The organism is Bacillus sp. TE9106W (genome assembly GCF_054062215.1).
In genome coordinates this window covers 84,205-104,942 of sequence record NZ_JBSSFA010000013.1, presented here as the reverse complement: position 1 = coordinate 104,942, position 20,738 = coordinate 84,205, and the positions used below count along the sequence as shown (strand labels likewise).

The 20,738-nt window shown below is 33.6% G+C and carries 19 protein-coding genes and 2 pseudogenes; 13 read left to right on the top strand and 8 right to left on the bottom strand.

The features are described 5' to 3' along the window. The first annotated feature begins 34 nt into the window (after window positions 1-34). Entirely contained in the window at window positions 35-790 is a 756-nt protein-coding gene (locus tag ACVWY7_RS20990) for an exosporium leader peptide-containing protein (RefSeq protein WP_429667260.1), read from the top strand. A gap of 94 nt (window positions 791-884) precedes the next feature. On the opposite strand, the gene amyS is transcribed toward ACVWY7_RS20990, so the two are convergent. Continuing rightward, entirely contained in the window at window positions 885-2,426 is a 1,542-nt protein-coding gene (amyS, locus tag ACVWY7_RS20985) for an alpha-amylase (protein ID WP_212114969.1), read from the bottom strand. Between the two features lie 203 nt (window positions 2,427-2,629). Here amyS and ACVWY7_RS20980 point away from each other — a divergent pair, with 203 nt between their 5' ends. Together ACVWY7_RS20980 and pepF are read left to right on the top strand one after the other, a co-directional pair. Beyond that, window positions 2,630-3,421, top strand: coding sequence for an arylamine N-acetyltransferase family protein (locus ACVWY7_RS20980; protein ID WP_212114967.1), 792 nt, complete (start codon window positions 2,630-2,632; stop codon window positions 3,419-3,421). Between the two features lie 117 nt (window positions 3,422-3,538). Then, entirely contained in the window at window positions 3,539-5,326 is a 1,788-nt protein-coding gene (gene pepF, locus ACVWY7_RS20975) for an oligoendopeptidase F (protein ID WP_212114965.1), read from the top strand. Window positions 5,327-5,361: 35 nt separating this feature from the next. Here pepF and ACVWY7_RS20970 read toward each other — a convergent pair whose 3' ends face one another. Further along, window positions 5,362-6,495 carry a serine hydrolase domain-containing protein gene (locus ACVWY7_RS20970; protein WP_000915213.1) on the bottom strand — a complete coding sequence of 378 codons (1,134 nt, stop codon included), beginning with the start codon at window positions 6,493-6,495 and terminating at the stop codon, window positions 5,362-5,364. 258 nt (window positions 6,496-6,753) lie between these two features. Here ACVWY7_RS20970 and ACVWY7_RS20965 point away from each other — a divergent pair. Continuing rightward, window positions 6,754-6,978, top strand: a pseudogene (locus ACVWY7_RS20965) (hypothetical protein). After that, window positions 6,899-7,081, top strand: coding sequence for a hypothetical protein (locus ACVWY7_RS20960; RefSeq protein ID WP_001167458.1), 183 nt, complete (start codon window positions 6,899-6,901; stop codon window positions 7,079-7,081). The pseudogene ACVWY7_RS20965 and the gene ACVWY7_RS20960 overlap by 80 nt, the downstream one beginning before the upstream one ends. Here the strand turns inward: ACVWY7_RS20960 and ACVWY7_RS20955 are convergent. Next, complete coding sequence (locus tag ACVWY7_RS20955) at window positions 7,078-8,322, bottom strand: MFS transporter (RefSeq protein WP_033681848.1); 1,245 nt, start codon at window positions 8,320-8,322, stop codon at window positions 7,078-7,080. The genes ACVWY7_RS20960 and ACVWY7_RS20955 overlap by 4 nt on opposite strands. 85 nt (window positions 8,323-8,407) lie before the next feature. Between ACVWY7_RS20955 and ACVWY7_RS20950 the strand changes: the two genes are divergently transcribed. From ACVWY7_RS20950 to ACVWY7_RS20940, 3 genes are all read left to right on the top strand, one after another. After that, complete coding sequence (locus tag ACVWY7_RS20950) at window positions 8,408-9,259, top strand: LysR family transcriptional regulator (RefSeq protein ID WP_000351666.1); 852 nt, start codon at window positions 8,408-8,410, stop codon at window positions 9,257-9,259. Continuing rightward, window positions 9,252-9,761, top strand: coding sequence for a DUF3916 domain-containing protein (locus tag ACVWY7_RS20945; RefSeq protein ID WP_000544591.1), 510 nt, complete (start codon window positions 9,252-9,254; stop codon window positions 9,759-9,761). Before ACVWY7_RS20950 ends, ACVWY7_RS20945 begins: the two co-directional genes overlap by 8 nt. A 93-nt stretch (window positions 9,762-9,854) precedes the next feature. Next, window positions 9,855-10,532, top strand: a complete 678-nt coding sequence (locus ACVWY7_RS20940) for a YdcF family protein (RefSeq protein WP_000236548.1) — start codon at window positions 9,855-9,857, stop codon at window positions 10,530-10,532. Between the two features lie 49 nt (window positions 10,533-10,581). Here the strand turns inward: ACVWY7_RS20940 and ACVWY7_RS20935 are convergent, their stop codons facing one another. The 5 genes and pseudogenes from ACVWY7_RS20935 to ACVWY7_RS20915 form a co-directional block, all read right to left on the bottom strand. Further along, window positions 10,582-11,526 carry a glycerophosphodiester phosphodiesterase gene (locus ACVWY7_RS20935; protein WP_073525320.1) on the bottom strand — a complete coding sequence of 315 codons (945 nt, stop codon included), beginning with the start codon at window positions 11,524-11,526 and terminating at the stop codon, window positions 10,582-10,584. Window positions 11,527-12,064: 538 nt separating this feature from the next. After that, window positions 12,065-12,856, bottom strand: a complete 792-nt coding sequence (locus ACVWY7_RS20930) for a hypothetical protein (RefSeq protein ID WP_000501768.1) — start codon at window positions 12,854-12,856, stop codon at window positions 12,065-12,067. Beyond that, a complete protein-coding gene (locus ACVWY7_RS20925) occupies window positions 12,831-13,484 on the bottom strand; it encodes a hypothetical protein (protein ID WP_326969401.1) in 654 nt (217 codons plus the stop codon). Before ACVWY7_RS20925 ends, ACVWY7_RS20930 begins: the two co-directional genes overlap by 26 nt. Window positions 13,485-13,500: 16 nt before the next feature. After that, window positions 13,501-13,872 (bottom strand): annotated as a pseudogene (locus tag ACVWY7_RS20920) (type VII secretion protein); the annotation flags it as partial. Between the two features lie 221 nt (window positions 13,873-14,093). Beyond that, the gene (locus tag ACVWY7_RS20915; protein WP_456523956.1) at window positions 14,094-15,713 is read right to left on the bottom strand and encodes an FAD-dependent oxidoreductase; all 1,620 of its coding nucleotides are present in this window, start codon (window positions 15,711-15,713) and stop codon (window positions 14,094-14,096) included. A gap of 463 nt (window positions 15,714-16,176) precedes the next feature. On the opposite strand from ACVWY7_RS20915, the gene ACVWY7_RS20910 reads away from it, so the two are divergent. The 5 genes from ACVWY7_RS20910 to ACVWY7_RS20890 all read left to right on the top strand — a co-directional run bounded on the left by ACVWY7_RS20910 (window position 16,177) and on the right by ACVWY7_RS20890 (window position 20,628). Continuing rightward, window positions 16,177-16,521: an ArsR/SmtB family transcription factor gene (locus ACVWY7_RS20910; protein WP_000571875.1), complete on the top strand. Its 345-nt coding sequence runs from the start codon at window positions 16,177-16,179 to the stop codon at window positions 16,519-16,521. 18 nt (window positions 16,522-16,539) lie between these two features. Further along, entirely contained in the window at window positions 16,540-17,538 is a 999-nt protein-coding gene (locus ACVWY7_RS20905) for an NADP-dependent oxidoreductase (RefSeq protein WP_456523955.1), read from the top strand. 164 nt (window positions 17,539-17,702) lie between these two features. Further along, window positions 17,703-19,169: a protein adenylyltransferase SelO gene (locus ACVWY7_RS20900; RefSeq protein ID WP_212114948.1), complete on the top strand. Its 1,467-nt coding sequence runs from the start codon at window positions 17,703-17,705 to the stop codon at window positions 19,167-19,169. Between the two features lie 215 nt (window positions 19,170-19,384). Then, window positions 19,385-20,497, top strand: a complete 1,113-nt coding sequence (locus ACVWY7_RS20895; RefSeq protein WP_000495318.1) for a response regulator aspartate phosphatase — start codon at window positions 19,385-19,387, stop codon at window positions 20,495-20,497. Beyond that, window positions 20,494-20,628, top strand: a complete 135-nt coding sequence (locus tag ACVWY7_RS20890; RefSeq protein ID WP_260857899.1) for a hypothetical protein — start codon at window positions 20,494-20,496, stop codon at window positions 20,626-20,628. Before ACVWY7_RS20895 ends, ACVWY7_RS20890 begins: the two co-directional genes overlap by 4 nt. Window positions 20,629-20,738: the final 110 nt, after the last annotated feature.

The window sequence follows — 20,738 nt, the reverse complement described above, 5'->3', positions numbered from 1 at the left end:
ATAATTATGACAAGCAATCATAGGAGGTTACTACATGAGCGAAAAATATATTATTTTACACGGAACTGCTCTCGAACCAAATTTAATTGGCCCCACACTACCACCAATTCCACCATTTACATTTCCGATCGGACCTACTGGAATCACAGGACCTACCGGTGCGACAGGTTTTACTGGAATTGGAATTACTGGTCCTACTGGGGTTACAGGACCCACTGGAATTGGAATTACTGGTCCTACTGGGATTACAGGACCTACCGGAATTGGAATTACTGGTCCTACTGGGATTACAGGACCTACCGGAATTGGAATTACTGGTCCTACTGGGGGTACAGGACCTACCGGAATTGGAATTACTGGTCCTACTGGAGCAACCGGTTTAGGGATTCTTCCCGTATTTGGAACAATAACTACTGACGTAGGTATTGGTTTTTCAGTAGTAGTTAATACAAATATTAATTTTACCCTTCCAGGACCTGTTAGTGGAACTACTCTAAATCCAGTAGACAACTCCATTACAATTAATACTACTGGTGTATACTCAGTATCGTTTTCAATCGTATTTGTGATACAAGCTATTTCGTCAAGTATATTAAATCTTACAATAAACGATTCAATTCAATTCGCAATTGAATCACGAGTTGGTGGTGGTCCTGGGGTAAGAGCTACATCCGCCAGAACTGATCTATTATCTTTAAACCAAGGAGATGTTCTTCGAGTACGAATAAGAGAAGCCACGGGTGACATTATTTATTCCAACGCATCCCTTGTTGTCTCAAAAGTCGACTAGTTCATTTATTAAAATAACGATTTAGTAATGATAACAATATAAAAAGAAGAGGAAAACTTATATTTCAGTCTACCTCTTCTTTTCTATTAACAATTCACTGCTGAACATATATAGAAACTGATCCGCCACTTACATGGAACTGCCCCCATCCATCCTTATTAATCGTTACAGTATTTGTTTGATTACCCGTCATATCGTGCCATACTTCCCCTGCATTATTCTTTCCAACATCCATCCACTTTGATTCTCCCGGTCCATCAGAGATTAATGTCGCTAAACCAGAATTAGCATGTACACTATCACCTTCTCTCGTCCAACCAATCACATCTGGATGGTCTAAATAATCACGCTGCGTACCATATGCAAAGTTTTTTCGTGCTGTCAAAATCGGATCAATTTTATCTTTTAACGCTGGAATTTCATAACTACTATTTCCGCTTGTCCCATAGTAATCACCATAAAAAACTGAAGGATAGCCCTCTGCACGAGTTAAAATAAATGCATATGCCAACGGTTTAAACCACGGACTTACTACAGATTCCAATGACTGACCAGGCTGCGAATCATGATTCTCAACAAGAGTAACTGCGAGTGCAGGATGATTTTGCATTACTGTTCCATTTAAAATATTTCTCATATCATAATTCCCATTTCCTTTTGAAGCATAATGAAAATTGTAATGCAGTGGTGCATCAAATACAGATTGATTATAATTGACTTTCGCTAAATAATTATTTAAAGTTCGGATATCATTTTGCCAATATTCAGCCACCGTAAACATTTCTTTCCCCGTTTGCTGCCTAACATGATTTACCCAATCGCGTAAATATTCATGATCAATATGTTTAACAGCATCTAAACGAAAGCCATCTAAATTTAATTCATTCGCATACCACGTCCCCCAATTTTTCAGCTCATTCGCAACATCTGGATGATCAAAATCAAGGTCTGCATACATCAAATAATCATAATTTCCATTCTCACTAGATACTTCCCAGTCCCATGCTTTACCTATACCCCTAAATTTATAAATTCGATTTAATTTCCTTCCTTCATCCCAATCCGTTCCGTCAAAATGATACCATTTCCATTTGAAATTAGAATAAGTATCTCCACGCCCAGGAAAGTTAAACCCTGTCCATGCATTAATTTCATAATCACCTGATACGTCAATATTTCGATTGTTACGGTCTACCTCAACAGCTGTTACAATTTCAGTATAATCTGCTCCACCTTTATGATTCATAACTACATCGCCGTATACATCGATGTTTTGCTTATGTAAAGCTTCAATTGCAGATTTCAATTGTGCTTTCGTCCCATATTTCGTCCGCACTGTTCCCTTTTGATTGAATTCACCCAAATCATATAAATCATATGCTCCATATCCTACATCATTTTGCGTAGTTCCTTTATACGCAGGAGGTATCCAAACAGATGTAATTCCTTTTTGCGCTAAATTTTCAGCATCAGTGCGCAAACGATTCCAATGATTTCCATCACTTGGAGCATACCACTCAAAATACTGCATTAACGTTCCATTGTTAATCGTATCTGCATACACTTTACTCCCCCCATATATACTAGGTAAAAACAAAACAACCGACAAGCCGACTATTGTTATTTTTTTAAACATCTGTATACCATCCCCTTTTAAGAAAGCGTTTGCATAGTTTATCAGAATTATTATAATATTCGTCCCTCTGTTAGTAAAGTATCAATCTTTCACTCTTCCATATTATTTTTAATCCACCTTCAAATATTCAACGGAGTTTTCATTTCACATCCCATTCAAGATTGTTTACAATTTATCTATAAAAGCATAACGGAGGGATTTCTATGACCGACTTTCAAAAACAATTTTTTACAAGATTAAATATAGAAGAAAAACAAAAAGTTTCATTTGAAGATTTATCTAACATTATGTACGCAATGGCACAAACTGTCCCCTTTGAAAACTTAAATGTTCTCGAAAAGAATTTTAAGGAAATATCAAAAGAAAATCTAAAAGAAAAAATTTTAGTAAACAATCGTGGTGGTCTTTGTTATGAACTCAATCCTACTATGTATTATTTCCTTAAAGATGCTGGATTTGATGTTTATCTCGTTTCAGGAACAGTGTATAACGCTGCAAATTCCATATGGGCCGTTGATTCCGGACATATCGCAACCATTTTAAAACATCATAATGAGCTTTATTTAATTGAAGTTGGATTCGGATCATACTTACCGCTTGCACCTGTTCCTTTCTCAGGTGAAGTCGTTCACTCCGTTACAGGAGATTATCGTATTCGTAAAGAAATGACCGAAAAAGGAAACTACATGTTAGAGATGCGTAAAAACGATGAGTTTTTGGATCAATCTTCTACTGATGATTGGACGTTAGGCTATGCATTTTATATAGAAGAAGTGGATGAAAAAAAAGCAAATGCAGCACAAAAAATTATTGTTGAACACGATGGCTCACCATTTAACAAAGTACCTCTTATTGTAAAACTAACTGAAGGTGGGCATGCCTCTTTAACGAAGGATAGTCTGACAATAGTGAAAAACGGTAAAAAAACGAAAGAAAAAGTTACAGATGTGCAATATAAAAATCTTTTACATTCAAAATTCGGAATTACATTATAATTTTTTTAGCCTTGCCTTTTAAGCAAGGCTTTTTGATTTTCAGCAGGGATTTTTTGCAATTTGTTGTATTTCATAGTTATATAGAAATATAACTACATATTTAGAAAGGAAATGATTATGACAGAACTTAAAGATCGACTACAAGTAGCTGATAAAGAAAAATGGGATTTAACGGATATTTACGATACCATTGAAGATTGGGAAAGCGATTTTCATAAAATTGAAGTATTAACGAATGAATTACACGAGTTTAATGGAAATATTCACGATGGCAATAGTTTATTAGCCTATTTAACAAAGAGTGAAGAAATTTCTAGCATAATATCTTTAATGTTCGCTTATGCACGATTACAATCTGATCTTGATACGCGTGATACTGACGCTCAATCTCTTGTTGATAAAGTGTCACAATTGCACGTGAAAGTAAGTGCGGCTAAATCTTTCTTTTCTCCATTCTTACTTAGCATAGATGAAGACACATTACACACTTACATAGAAGAAGCAGAAGGCTTACAATATTATAAAGAAGACTTATTTGAATTATATCGTTATAAAAAACACGTATTGAATAAGGACCAAGAAGAGATTTTATCACAAATGGGCGAAGCACTCTCCTCTCCTCAGCATACATATGGCATGTTAAATAATGCAGATATATTATTTGGTGAAGTGACTACTAATGATGGAGAAAAAGTTACTTTAACACGAGGAATGTATGCAAAGTTAATAGAAGATGAGAACCGCGAAAAACGTAAAGAAGCCTATAAAGCTTACTACAAGCCATACGTTCAATTGAAAAATTCTATTGCTTCTACTTTATCTGCTGCTATTAAAAATAATGTTACTGTTTCTAAGCTAAGAAAATATCCATCAGCGTTAGAGAAATCATTATTTGGCGACACGGTTCCGAAAGAAGTATATGACAATTTAATTGAAACGACGAAAAAAAACATTCAATCTTTACATACATATAATGAACTTCGAAAAGAGAAATTAAATGTCGATGAACTAAGACAATATGACTTAAGTGTCGATTTAGTAAAAGGTGTAAAACAAGACATTCCATATGATAACGCGTTTGATATCATGATTGAATCACTAGCTCCTTTAGGTGAAGAATATATTGAAACATTAAAAAGCTTTAAAGATAAACGTTATATTGACGTAAGAGAAACGCCAGGAAAACGTTCCGGTGCTTATAACTTTGGTGTATACGGCGTTCATCCTTTCATTCTTTTAAATCATCATGATGATTTAAATAGCCTTTTCACTCTTACTCACGAATGTGGGCACGGTATGCATACGCACTACTCACACGGATACCAACCAAGAATTTCTGCACACTATACTATCTTTGTCGCAGAAGTCGCTTCTACAGTAAATGAAGTGCTATTAATTCATCATTTATTAAAAGAAGCAAAAGATGCTAACGTACGTAACCATTTAGTAAACCATTTCATTGAGAAATTTAAAGGCACTTTCTTTACACAAATCATGTTCGCTGAATTTGAAAAAATCACGCATGAAATGGCACAGCAAGGTAAACCATTAAATGCCCAAGTCTTTAGCAAGGTTTATGAAAACTTATTCAGAGAGTATAATGGCGACTCCCTCGTATTTGACGAAGAAGTAAAATACGGATGGGCTAGAATACCGCATTTCTACCGTCCATTTTACGTATACAAATACGCAACTGGATTCGCTTCTGCAATCCAAATTGCTGATAATTTATTGAGCGGCGATCCAAATGTTCAAAAACATTATATTGAATTCCTTAAAGGCGGAAGTTCAGACTACCCATTAAACTTATTGAAAAAAGCTGGTGTTGATTTAACTACGCCAGAACCGATTGAAAGTGCATTAAATCGTTTTAGTGAACTTGTTAAAGAGTTTTCAACTTTATAAAAAAGAAGAGCCTCTCGCTAGAGGCTCTTTCTCTTTCATGCTCCCTTTCCTTCTATTAAATCATTCGCCATTTTCCTAAACTCTTGATTAAATGCATCATTCATACCATTTTGGACGTTAGAGAACAATATGACAAACGTTCTTTTATCCCAGTTAAAATTATTAAAAGTATTCCAGCCTGCTAATACCCCGTGGTTATGATAATAATCTGGATACGTATAGAAACTAAATCCATATTTTCTTGCAGGTGATGCAGTAAACATATCTAATACACTTTGTTTAGATAACAGTTTTTCATTCATAATAGCTTCATCTAGCCTTTTCATATCTTCAACAGTCGTATACATTTCACCACATCCATACAACCAGTTCATTTTTAAGCGGGGTGCAGCTATTAATTCATTATCTTTTCTCGTATAACCTTCTGCTAAAAAAATATCTTCTGGGAGAGTTGCCCCCATTCCAGATTCATGCATTTCAACAGGAGTGAAAATATTTTCTTTCACGTATTCAGCGAGCGGTTTATTCGTAATTTTTTCTACAATATACGCAAGCACCATATAATTATAGTCTGTATATTTCCATCCTGTCCCTGCAGGAAATTGTAACGCTTGCGAACCAATCCACGTTACTAACTTTAAACGTGACGCCGCATCCACCCTACCTTTTCCTTGATCTGGTAACCCTGATGTGTGCGTTAATAAATTTCGTAACGTAATATTTTTATCTGCCGGAAACGATGGAATATACTTATTTACATTGTCTTCAATATTTAATTTTCCTTTTTCTTTTAGTTGCATAATAGATATTGCAACAACTGTTTTCGTAATAGAACCAATGCGATATTTCGTTCTTGGCGTTGTGAATACTTTATCTTTCACATTTGCATACCCATAACCTTTTCGTAAAATCACATGGTCTTTACTAGCTACAAGAACACTACCATTAAATCCTTTATCTTTTAAATATTGATCTAGTTTTCCAGCTACAACTTCATAGTGCTTTTTCTCATTGGCATCAACTTCTTGCATATCGTGCTTTTGCTTATTATTCAAATTAGAAAATGCCTTTATATCATATTTCTTACCTTTACTTGCATGTATGAGTGCAACGACACTTCCAGAAAAAACAGCAAAAATAAAGAAAACGATTAACCATTTCTTTAACATAATAGGAACCCTCTTTTATCTAGTTTCACTTAACGCGCATCCATTCTATTCTATATCTATTAATTTTTAATTTTTTTATAATACTACCTATTATTCACCTAAATGAACTAGATTCCTTTTTCTCATATTCAGTTTTCGGCTACTCTCTATTGTATTTCTTTCTTGCAAAATTTCCACCATACAATCGGATGCACCCTACTATAATTTCAATATCTTATGTAACATTTGTTACACACTATAAGAAACGGAGTTGTTAAGATGAAAAACACAGATAGAGACAATTGTTTAGATGATATGACGTTTCATTATCCTACAATAAAACATAGTTATAATTTAATATTAAGTAAAATAGATTATAACTTTAAAAGGAAATGATACTAAAAATTTTCAAACAAAACAAATCATGCAAATAACGATAAAGAAAAACAAATCATTATGGCTAAAATTACAGGCAATTTCAAAAGAGGCAATGAACTTCATTGAAAATGAATCTCATTTATACTTTGATTATACAACAAATAAAAAAAGAAATGTCGCTCACTCGGCATTTCTTTATATTTTCTTCATAAAAAATTTACATTGCTAACTTTCTTTTATTGTTTTGTTTTTTCTATATAAACTGACTGCCGAGATACTTAACAATACTACTATACATAACCACGCATACGCATACCCTTTCTCATCCACAATATAACCAAATAAAACAGGTGCAACAATAATAGCAATTTGATTTAATGTAAGTGCCAAACTAACTGTTATCCCAACAGAATCTTCACTCGCCAATTCAGCAACTTCGGCTATAAAAAGACTAAACCATCCAATTGAAAAGAACCCTAACAATGCACTTACACCATACAATACTCCACTCGTTATTGTATGTATGCCAATGACTAACAATAGAATCAAACCGATAGAAGCACAGACAGCTATAAATAATGGCGTGCGCCGATTCCCCTTATAAAACAAATCACTACTAGCTGCTAATACAACACGACCAATCATTCCAGAAAAGAACATAACTGAAAATACTGTTCCGGCTACAATAGATGTAATCGATTGTTCCCCTGCTAAAAACTTCATGAAGTGTCCAACTAACACCATTTGTAATGAAATCATGCAAATACCCGTTATATAAATTGGATACAACTCTTTTTTACATATCACTACTTTTAGCTCCATCCAAAAGGAAATTTTAATATGTCCTTTCCTCGCTTCCTCCTGAACATATGGCTCTTTATAAAACACAAAAAATAATACTCCTCCAATTATACAAATGCATGCGATACTATTTATCGCGTAAGTCATATTATATTGTACTGTAAGAAACGGGATTAACACTCCCGCTAACGCGCCACCAATCGGTATACCAGCTTGCCTTATCCCCATCGCTAATCCGCGATTTTCTTTTGGGAACCATTTTAAAATCACTTTACTTCCTCCTGGCTGGGAAACACTATAAAACATTCCTATTAATAAAAGTACAAATAATAACCCATTAAATCCACTTACTATATTAGTCAGTAAAAGCGAACTCCCTAGCAAAAATGAACTGATAGAAATTACTATTTTTTCATTATATTGATCAAGTAGCCGACCGACAAAAAGCATACAAAATAACGGTCCAACATTTACAACACTTACTAACAATCCACTCTCCATATTCGTAAGCGCATATTCTTCTTTCCAAAATAAAGCGAAAACCCCGACACCATATGTTATAAGTGTCGCTGTTGTTTGAGCAATCGTCGCAACAATTAACATCACCCACTTATAAGTACTGTTCATCCTTTCTTCCATTAACACAATAATCCCTCCATCCTCTTCCATTGTATGAAAGTTCTGATATCATATAAAATAAAGATTCATCATATAATCCATCAAAAAAATTGATATCTTTTTGGAGGGATGATACGTGGACATAAAAGATTTAACTGTATTTTGCGAAGTCGCGAAGGAAAATAATATTTCTCACGCAGCGAAAAATTTGAATTATGTACAATCAGGCGTAACAATGCGTATGAAACAACTAGAAAATGAATTAGGTGTGCCTTTATTTTACCGAAACGGAAAAGGTGTAACTTTAACTTCTAACGGTGAAATTTTATTAACGTACGCCAAACAAATTATCCACTTAATGGATCAATCTATAAAAGCGGTTCAAAGTAATGGAACTGAGCCAAAAGGTACTTTGAAAATTGGATGTACAGAATCTACAACTGCAGTAAGGCTCCCCTCTATATTAACGACCTACTATGAGAAGTACCCAGAAGTCGAATTGATTTTAGAAACAAATACGACCGAACAACTAATTAAGCTTGTATTAGATCGAAAACTTGACGGAGCATTTATAGCTGGCTCTACTCAGCATAATGAACTTCATTCAAATGTATTTCATGAAGAAGAATTAGTTCTCATTAGTAAAAAAACTTTATCCTCTCTTAAAGACATAGAAGATATGAATTTACTTGCCTTTAGTCACGGTTGCTATTATAGAAGTTTATTAGAAGACTGGCTTCAAGAAGAAGACATCTCACCTAAGCGAGTATTAGAGTTCGGAACAATTGAAGCGATACTTGCATGTGTAAAATCAAGTATGGGCGTAGCGATTATGATGAAATCCATTTTAAAGGGGCATGAACATGGCGTATCATTCAATCCTTTACCAAATAGCTTCAAAAAAGTTCCTACTACTTTCATTACTAGAAACGATATATTTCGCTCAGCTGCATTACAAAAATTTATGGAGGTGATTCACAATGCATGAAAAGAAAATACGTGGGATAAAACGAAAAACAAACGCTATGATAAAACGAATTGAGGAACATACAAAAACGTTCCCTTCTACTTTCTATAACGATGAATATTGGTATATGCCTTTACCCGTTTCGCAAGATTTTATCGAGTCTCATAAAACACCTAGAAAAGTAAAACGGTTATGTATACAAACCTTAATAGATCGAGTAAATCATTTAATAAAAATAAAACCGAGTGATACACATACATATCGAGTTGTTGCTTTAATTTCTATAGAGAATTTATGGAGATCGCAAATTATCGTATTCAAAAACGATGACTACTTTCATAACTTTTTCAATAGAAATAATGAATTTCAAAAATGGATTCTTCTTTCGAATGAAATTGATTTTTGGGAAACATGGGGAATTTCAATTTGTCCTACTCCTCAAATATTGCGCTTTCAAGAAGTCATTTATGATGAGGATGCAATCGATGAAAAAGAGATTTGGTTTATTGGAGAGTTATCTTAAAAGGGGTACTTTCAAATGAAAAGCTTCCCTTTTTCCACTTATCAAAATCGCTATATAATGAATTTGTCATTTTATTATATAGGAGGTTTTCAAATGGTAATACCTAAATATCCTGATGTCCCTACTCTTACGAAAAAACAAATCGATCAAATTACAGAAATCACTTTTCTAAAAGAAATAACACCACAAAAATGTGATGTCATTTTCGTTTTCGGCGGTTCTCACCCCGGCAATTGGCAAGCTCCTCTAGAAGCTTATCGACAAGGTTTAGGAAATCAAATTATCGTTACAGGTGGTACTAGTTTACATGGCATGAAACATCCGAGCTGGAATTACGGGGATTTGTCAGAAGCAGAAGTAATTGTAAATAAATTAATGGAACATAGCATACCAAAAGACGCTATCATATTCGAGACAAACTCCCTTCATTCTATCGCTAATGTAATAGAAGCGAAAAAGATTTTTGATTTCACAAAGGTTAATCGGCTACTATTTGTATGCAAAAGCTTAGGCGCTGGTCGGCAATATAGAGTCTTAAAAAAACATTTACCTAAAACTATTACTTGTATCCCATATACATTTGATACAAGTTTCGATGGTGAGTTTATAATTAATAGATATAATTGGATGGAAAATGAGAAAAGCCGCTCTATGATTTTTGGAGAATACTTGAGAAATGTTTGCTACGGTAGAAAAGGTGGTATTGAGCCACCTGAAAAAGAGGTTCATGGTCTAGAAGAATATGTTTCCTATTACTATAATCTAGCATAATAGAAAAAGGTATACCTAAAACACCGGTATACCTTTTATGCTATCTCACTTATTTTTCTTTTAACACACTATGTAATCGATCCGGATAATTTGTAAACATTCCTGTAGCACCCCATTTCATTAACAATCTCATATCTGGTTTCTCATTAATTGTATAAGGATGAATTAACAGACCATTTTGCCTAGCCATTTTCATATATGACTCATTGATAATTAAATCTCCGTTATCATTACGTAAGTTTGGTCCAATACCGACTGCATACTTTTTAATTTCTTGAAAATCATCATTCGTTACACGTTTCGGCTCATGTGTAATGCCAGACCATTCAACAATCTCATTGTTTTCATTTGGATAATACCAAAGCAATTGAACTAACGGAATATTTTTATTCATACTATGAATCTTTTTTAAACTATCTTTACTAAATGATTGAATCATCACACGGCTAGAAGACATGTTTTGACCTATTAAATTATATTTTTCTAATAAAGCTAATAACTTCTCTTCCATTCCTGGATACACATCTGGTGATTTTGTTTCAATGTAATACTTCATGCTTCTTCCGTACTTTTGGAAAATTTCTTCAAGAGTCGGAACTTTTTGACCAACATACTCTTGTTTAGCCTTTTCTGGATACGCTTTATTGAACCACGATCCTGCATCTAAACTCTTTATTTCGCTTAACGTTTTATCTCGCACTTCGCCTGTTCCATTTGTCGTGCGATCAACCGCTGTATCATGCATTGCAATTAATTGGCCATCCTTAGTTAATTGAATATCTAACTCTAAATAATCCGCTTTCATTTCTTTTACTAAATCATAAGAAGCAAAAGTATGCTCAGGTGCATGTCCACTTGCTCCGCGATGTGCAATATTTAAAAACTTATTCTTATTCCACTCATGCTTTCCTTCTGCTTTCGCATGAACAGCTCCCCCAGCAAAAATACTTCCCGTCATAAAGAAAATAACTAATACGCTAATAATTTTTCTCATCCTTTTAACCCTTCCTACGTTGTAAATTTCAACAAGTTAATGAGATTTACACGAAATAGAAGATATACTTTCATTATTTTTATAAGCTTATATTAAAATTTCAGTCTTACAAATATACTTTCCCTATTTTATTAATATAGAAAACTATTTATTTTCTATCCCCCTCCTTTCCACATGTAAATTCCCTATTGTGTACGGTTCATCCAATAAAAAAAGCCATAAATTATTTAGAGGGCACTTCTGTATCCCTAAATAAATTTATGGCTTATCTCAAATATCTCCGGCCTCGATTAACTTGTCGAAATTAATCATACCAAACCTATTAAATTTTGCAAATATTATTTTTCCGGTACAGTGAAGCTTTAATCAGTATAAGTTATATATCTATCTTATACTAATTAGTATTTGAACACATCGAATTTTTCCGAACAGCCCGATTCCTATCTAACTTCTTTAATTTCCATTCATACAAGATAAAATTCTATTGTCATTTGACATGATATTTACGTAAATCTAAGTTTTACTTAATTACAAATTCTTAATTTCGTATATCCGTTCTTGTAAGTTTAGGTTTCTTTTGAGAATGTGGTATATTTACATGCCCCGAAGTAGCCGTGGATTGTCTCCTTTCCTTCCTTGACAATTTAGGTTTCTTTTGAGAATGTAATTCTTTTAAATGTTCCGAAGTAATACCTTGTTTTCTAAAATCAAAGTAAAAATATACATGTGTACTTAGAGCTAAGAACACAACGGAAAAAAATGATAAGAGAATGATTAATAAAATAGCCATAGTCTTTTGGCTCAAAATTCCAATACTAATTTGACCAATCATATAACCTAAACTTGAAAAAAATACAATTTTAGGGATTTTCACATCTTGATCCGTTGTTCCTCTTAAGCGGGCTGTAAAATATTTAATCCAGAATAATTCAGATTTATAAACAATTAAACTATATGCAATAAGCGATAGAATAAAAAATAAAGACGACTCTATTTTTACGAATTCGTAAGCTAACTTTTGCACAGCTATAAAACTACAAAATGAAATACTTAACGCAACAAATCCAGAATATAGTAAATGTTGCAATTGAGGCTGCCGAGGCTTATGAATAAAAACCCAAATTCCCCATAGATTACATATCACATAAAATGGTAAAGCTACGTAAGAGTATATATTGAACGGTGGAAATATGAATAAAATGATAAGTAGCATAAAATTCATGATAACCCACATAAAGGCCCCTACAATATTTCTTATATCAAATGGTATTAATATTCGTATACAATCGACTATGTTGTTGCCATTATATTTGTCCATTATGCATCCCATCCATTTCCTTCCTCTTCAAATCAACATATACCCATATATATACTCCAGATATACTAAGCACAACAGCAAATAAAGAAAAGACTAAAATTAAGACCGTCGCTAAACCGTTTTGTGATAATGTACCTATACATATTTGTCCAATAACATATCCCAACCCTGATACATACACAATTGGAGAAATTTTTATATTGTCATTTTCTTCATTGTTTAATCGCCTTAAAAAACTTTTCATTCCAATAGAAATCAATTTATAAATTGTAAAAATGTAAAGCACAAAAGTAACAATAAAAAACAGCGGTGTTTCAATTTTAATAAAGGTATATGCCATCTTTTGAATCACTATAAAGCTTCCAAAAGAAAAAGTTATTCCCATAAATCCATTATATAAAATGTGTACCAACCTTAGCTCATTTGGTTTATAAAAAAATACCCATACTCCCCATATATTAGCAATCAAAAGAAAAGGTAAAATTATATATAAGTATATAGTAAAGGTTGGAGGAAATAAAAATGGGGTTAAAATCATAAAATTAATAACTACCCATACCATAACGACACTCGATCTTACACTGCCAGGCATCAATTTCTGAATAATTTGTTCCGTGCTCTTTCCGTGATATTTTTCCATATTAATCTCCCAAAAACTAAATAATTTTATCTAAAGCTGCTCCGATTCCAGTTTTAACTTTATCTTTTATCGAATCCTGTTTACCATCATGATTCCAATCACCTTTATTAAACTTAATTCCATCTGTTACTATACTAGCTCCTATAGAAACACCAAAGCCAATACAAGCCCCAGCAGCAGTTCCGATTGGACCTCCAAAAAAAGTTCCAACCAATGCACCTGCTTTGGCTCCCGCAAAGGCACTTACAGCAGTTGTACCAACCCCCATTGCTGCATAGCCTAAAGCACTTGTTTTTAATTTTAATCAAGCTTTAAGAAATTCTTTTGGTGATAAAATATGTCTTTTTACATCGTCTATTTGCTTTACTTCGGCTAGAGGTAATGTAGTATGTAATCTCTAGGAAATATAATACAATAAAAAAATGATTCAATCTAGTAATTGCCAACACTTATAACTAAAAACTAAAAAAATTCTAATAACAAAAATAGAAAGAGAATTAATTTACATATATTTTTATAATAATAATGTCTCTTCACTACACAATCTTTATTTTTTAAGCTAAAAAAATAGAAGTATCGTCCTATAAAAGACAATACTTCCTTAGTTACTTAAAAATCACATAATAAATTACCCATTACCTCTTCAAGCACTACATCTAGATTTACTACCTCTTTTTCCAAACGCCATCCTATAAAAGCATCTGGTCTAATTAATACAGCTCCTCCATTCTCTATTCCATATAATTTGCTAAAAATATCTTCTTGAGCAATAAAGTCTCCCCTTAAACCAACGCTATAAAATTTTATATTTATTCCTAATGTAGATGAAACATTCTGTACACACTCAGCCCAAGTACGATTTTCTGCTATAGTAAGTAATACAAAATCGTTACCTAACAAATCAAGTATTGAAATTTCTTTCCCATCATATGTTCCAAAAAAGTGTGGCGCTCGCGTTCCAGGTCTCCCGTTCAACTCTACGCTATCCATTCTATGTGGAGTGACTGAGTCATCTATAATCGCCTCTGAACAATACTGATATCCAACTGTAACAGCTAAACCGTCCATATTATTTAAAATACCTTCTTCTCTATTCGCCGCATGAAACAGTAAACTACTCGCATAATCTGTCGTTAATTTTGCAACAGGATATCTCTCTTCATGATATGTTTCTAACAGTTTTGGTTTTGCCTTTCCTTTTATAACAGCCGCTAATTTCCAGGCTAGATTGTGTGCATCTTGTATTCCTGTATTGGAACCAAACCCTCCTGTTGGCGGCATAATATGTGCAGAATCACCAACTAAAAAAATGCGATTATCTTGAAATTTTGTAGCAGTACTTTCAGCCGCTTTCCACGGTAAAACACTTACTATTTCCGGCTCAACATTTGTGCTTCCAATTGCGGTTTGAATAATTTGTTTACAACGTTCTATCGTGAAATCTTCTGGTTGCTCTCCTTTTAATGGATCGTAGGATACATGGTAAATCCATCTTCTTTCGTTATCAACTGGAATAAGCGCACCAAGAACTTCCGGATGAAGTACCATAGAAAAACCAAATGCATCTCCTTGTATAAACTCACTTAAATCCGCTTCAAAATAAATATTCATATAATAGCCACCGATTGTACCTCGTCCCTCAGTACTTATCCCTAGTTGTTCACGTATTTTACTTTTCGCTCCATCCGCTGCAATTACATAATCACAATGTATAATACTTTCTTCTTCCGTTTCGCGATTCCGAATCGTTGCGATTACTCCTTGCTCATTTTGTTCATAAGAAACTAATTCATGATAAAAAGATAATTCTCCGCCTAATGTTCTCGCTTCTTGTAACATGATCTCTTCTAAAGTAATTTGATAACAAGCAGTTTGTTTTGATGGACTAATCTCTTCTATTTTCTGAAGTAACTTTTCATCATTTTCATACTGATTCGCCCTCATTTGTGCCAATTCTTCCTGATTCGCCTCAGCTATTGTATGAACCGCTATTCTTCCTCGGCAATTTTCTAACGCTTTACCCGCTGATCTAATTCTTTGTTCTAAACCTAATTCTCGAAATAACTCCATCGTACGAAAAGTGATTCCACCTGCTTTTGGATGAATTGCAGTAGACGTGTGCCTTTCAACCAGCGAATAATCAACGTTATGTTTTGCAAGAAATAACGCAGATGCTAACCCTGATAATCCCCCTCCAACAATTAAAACTGGTACATAATTCAATTCCATATACTTATCCTCCACATCATTGTTCTGAGCTCAGTGACATAAATATAATCAAAAAAACAACAAAGATATAGACTTATATTTCATTTCAAATTATCATATAGATAGATTACGCCCCAAATTACTTTTACTTTTTCATACATCTATAATCTGCTTGAATTATGCATGTATGAAAGAGTAAAACGAAACAACTCACTTTAAAATAATAAAAACATGATAAGCGGTCGTACCCTATAAGTTATTCAGGGTACGACCGCTTATTTTTTTTAAAATCCTTATCTTTTCTCATCTGTAAATAACATATCATTAAAGTCTTTTCTATCCTCTACCATTTTCAACTCATAAAATTTCATTCGTCTCGATTTTCTTTCCCAATATTGCAGCTCATTCAACAATGATGTAGCATTACCGTATCGATGTAATGGTCCATCATCTTAAACCTTTCGACTAACTCATTGGAGGTAAAGTGATTGAAATGAATAAACAAGAACAATTAAACGTTATAAAAAAAGATTTTATTGATTCTCAAAAAGTATTATTGGCAATTGGTGATGAAACACGGCAAGCTATTTTGTTCGTTCTCATGGAAACAGAATGTCAAACCGGATTACGTGTAGGTGAAATTACGAAACAAACACACCTTTCTCGCCCAGCAGTATCACATCACCTTAGAATTTTACGAGAAGCCGGTATTATTTTAATGCGAAAAGAAGGCACAAAAAACTTTTATTATATTGATATACGTACAAAATTAGGCTTATTAAAAAATCTTGTATTAGATATTGAAAAGCTATTGCACAACTTTTATTGAAATTTGGAGGTATAAGAAATGAAAGCAATGATAATTGATAAGTACGGGAAAGTTCCAATGCGTATGGCAGAGGTACCTACTCCTGAAATAAATGAATATGAAGTACTCGCTGAAATTCATGCAGCTAGTATTAACCCAATTGACTTTAAAATACGTGATGGAAAAGTAAAGATGTTACTTAAATATGAAATGCCCTTAATTCTTGGTAATGACTTTTCCGGTGTCATCGTAAAGGTTGGATCAAAAGTGACTCGTTTTAAAGTCGGCGATGAAATATATGCACGTCCAAGAAAAAATAAGATTGGTACTTTCGCGGAGTATATAGCCATTCATGAAGATGATATAGCTTTAAAACCGAAAAATTTAAGTTTTGAAGAAGCTGCTTCAATTCCACTTGTTGGCTTAACATCATATCAAGCATTACATGACATTATGCAATTACAAAAAGATCAAAAGATTTTAATTCACGCTGGATCTGGTGGTGTTGGTACTTTCGCAATTCAGTTAGCAAAAATAATGGGCGCTACCGTTACAACAACTGCTAGTGAAGCTGGTTCCGATTTAGTAAAGTCTCTTGGAGCAGATCAAATTATTAATTACAAAACAGAAAAATTTGAAGAAATACTAAAAGATTATGATGCAGTATTTGATACCATTGGTGGTACAACACTTGAAAAATCATTCAATATTATAAAAAGCGGCGGCAACATTGTTTCCGTTTCAGGAATGCCGAATGCTCGATTCGGTAAAGAATTCGGTTCAGGATTTTTCAAAACACTCTTATTTTCATTAGCAAGTAAAAAACTTACTGCACTTGAAAAGAAGCATCATGCTCAATATTCATTTTTATTTATGAAGCCAAGCGGGGATCAATTACGTATTATCGCAAATTATATTGAAGCCGGAAAAATCAAACCTGTAATCGATCGCGTTTTCCCTTTTGAAGATGCGCAAAAAGCAATGGAATATTCAGAGGCTGGCAGAGCAAAAGGAAAAATAATTGTAAAAATAAAATAATAATAAAGACTCCATTTTCTTAAGATGGGGTCTTTATATTTACTGTTAAATAGACATAGTGCAGTGAAGTCCTTACAATAGATTGCAAGGGGAAATATCATATTATACTTTTAGCTAATTTTACAAAGAATACATAATAAAAAAATAAACAAGGAGGAGATAAAATGACTAAAAATAATGAAGCTGGTTGGAATTTAGACCATAGTTATACGACTTTACCACAATCATTTTATACAGAAATCCCCCCTACTCCCGTAAGTTCACCGGAGCTAGTTAAACTAAATCATTCATTAGCAATATCTCTTGGCTTTAATCCTGAAGAATTGAAAAAAGAAGTTGAAATTGCTGTTTTTGCTGGTAATGCACTCCCAGAAGGAGCTCACCCATTAGCACAAGCATATGCCGGTCATCAATTCGGACATTTTAATATGTTAGGCGACGGTCGTGCTCTTTTAATTGGTGAACAAATTACTCCTTCAGGTAAACGTTTTGACATTCAACTGAAAGGTTCTGGCCCTACTCCGTATTCACGCCGCGGTGATGGTCGTGCTGCACTCGGTCCGATGCTACGTGAATATATTATAAGCGAAGCAATGTATGCACTTGATATTCCAACTACCCGCAGCTTAGCAGTTGTCACAACTGGGGAACCAACCTATCGTGAAACAAAGTTACCTGGAGCTATTTTGACTAGAGTAGCTAGTAGCCATATTCGCGTTGGTACATTTCAATATGCTGCAGCTCGTGGTTCTATCGAGGATCTTCAATCGCTAGCTGACTATACGATAAAAAGACATTATCCAGAAATTGAAGCTCATGAAAACCGATATACTGCATTGCTACAAGAAGTCATAAAGAAACAAGCAAGTCTCATCGCTAAATGGCAACTTGTTGGATTTATCCACGGTGTAATGAACACTGACAATATAACAATTAGCGGAGAAACGATTGATTACGGTCCTTGTGCATTTATGAATAATTATGATCAAGGAACCGTATTTAGCTCGATTGATACACAAGGTCGCTACGCATATGGAAATCAGCCATATATGGCCGCATGGGATCTCGCGCGACTAGCTGAATCTTTAATACCAATCCTGCACGAAGATGAAGAAGAAGCATTAAAGATTGCTCAAGACGAAATTTCAAAATTTAGCGTACAATATGAAAACAATTGGTTCCTTGGGATGAAAAAGAAATTAGGACTATTTGGCAAAGAAGAACAAGATCAATCACTTATTGAACAACTTTTAAAAATGATGGAGAAATTTAAAGCGGATTACACAAATACATTCCGTTCATTAACTCTTGATACGTTAGAAAATACGCCTCTATTCGAAAGTCCAGAATTTAAAGAATGGTACAAACTGTGGCAATCTCGATTAGAACGACAAGAAGAATCGAAAGAAAATGCCTACGAAATGATGAAAAATAATAACCCATCCATCATCCCAAGAAACCATCGCGTAGAAGAAGCACTAGAAGCTGCTGTTACAAATGGCGACTATAGCGTAATGGAGAAACTTCTTGAAGCTCTAGCAAATCCTTATGCGTATTCTACAGATCAAGAAGAATACTGCGTTCCACCTGCGCCTACGAATCGTCCTTATCGTACTTTTTGTGGGACTTGACGGTTTAATCTCTTTTAATGTGCTTTCAATTATTGAAGGCACATTTTTTACATAGGCATAAATCGTACTCCAATCAAACCACACATATATCACTATTCCAATCATATTAATTGATTATCTTCGTGAAAAATGTTGAGAAATATAAGTTTTGCTTTTTAGTATTATTATTTTTGTTATTATTATTTATAAGAATATTCTAAAAAGGAGGAATCTTCATGTTTACATCCACTAAAAGTGAACAAATCACACAACTATTAAATGAGTGGTACATAGAAATCCGTTTAAGACGCATTGATAGCGCAAACCGTTTTAAAGAACAAATAGATAATAAAATCAACATTTTAAAAAACGACTATCCAAAAGGTATACCTGATCAAAACTTATTGCTATATTATTCTTTACTAAATTTCCGATATAATTATTTAATTGATAATTTAGGCGTCTCTAAAGACAGTTTTAATAAAATTGAGTCGTTTGAAATTCCAACAAATAATTTCTTATCATATTACTATCATTTCTTTAAAGCTATTCACTCAGATGCAATTGGAAACTATATACTAGCGAGAGAACATTATGATAAAGCTGAAGCTTTGCTTCAATACATTCCAGATGAAATTGAGAAAGCAGAGTTCTACTATAAACTAGGATATTCCTACTATGATAATCAACAAGCACTTCAAGCCATCAAAGAAGTAACAAAAGCTAAAGATATGTTTTCTAATCATCTAGGATATGAAGTGAATGTAGCTTTTTGTGATAACATTTTAGGTTTAGCATGTATAAACTTAAAAGAATGGGAACTTGCTGAAGAACACTTTACAGCTGCAATGAATCAATTCCAAAAAACAGGAGAAGAAAAATTCATTTTAATGGTTCGACATAACTTAGGATGGATGTATTCAAATCAAAATCTTAATGCATTAGCTATTCGTTATCTCTCTGAAGTTATCGAGAAATCCCCAAATCATTATAAAGCTATCTTTGCTAGCGCTTTAGAATACTACAAATTAAAGGAACTTAGCGTCGCAGACGAACTAATAAAAAGGGGATTAAGTATTAGTAACGAACTAAAACAAGAGGAGTTCCAACATCGCTTTATGATTTTACAAGAACTAAATAACAGTTCACCTGCTAAAACATTTGAAAAAATAGCATTGGCAGGAATTAAATATTTCGAACGCGAAGAATTATATGAAGATGTTCAGGAACAATATGAAACATTGGCAATTAAATTCTATGATGAAAATGAACATTCTGAAGCAAGTAAATATTTTTATATGGCATTACAAGCAAAGAAAAAAGCAAATGCTAAAGGAGGATTAAAATGAAAAAATTACTCTTAAGTTTTATGGGGATCTTTACAATTCTAGCATTTAGTACTGGTATAACAAGTCCAACAAATTTAGACCATTCCAATACTAAGATACAAAGCCTTTCTGTAGGTGATGGAGGCGGTTGATCTATACATTTTTTCACGCGAAAAAATGAAGTCATGCATTATCGTATGACTTCATTTTTATTCGTTGAAACTTTTGCTTCTTTTTCTTAGCTCTCTTATTTCATTTACAT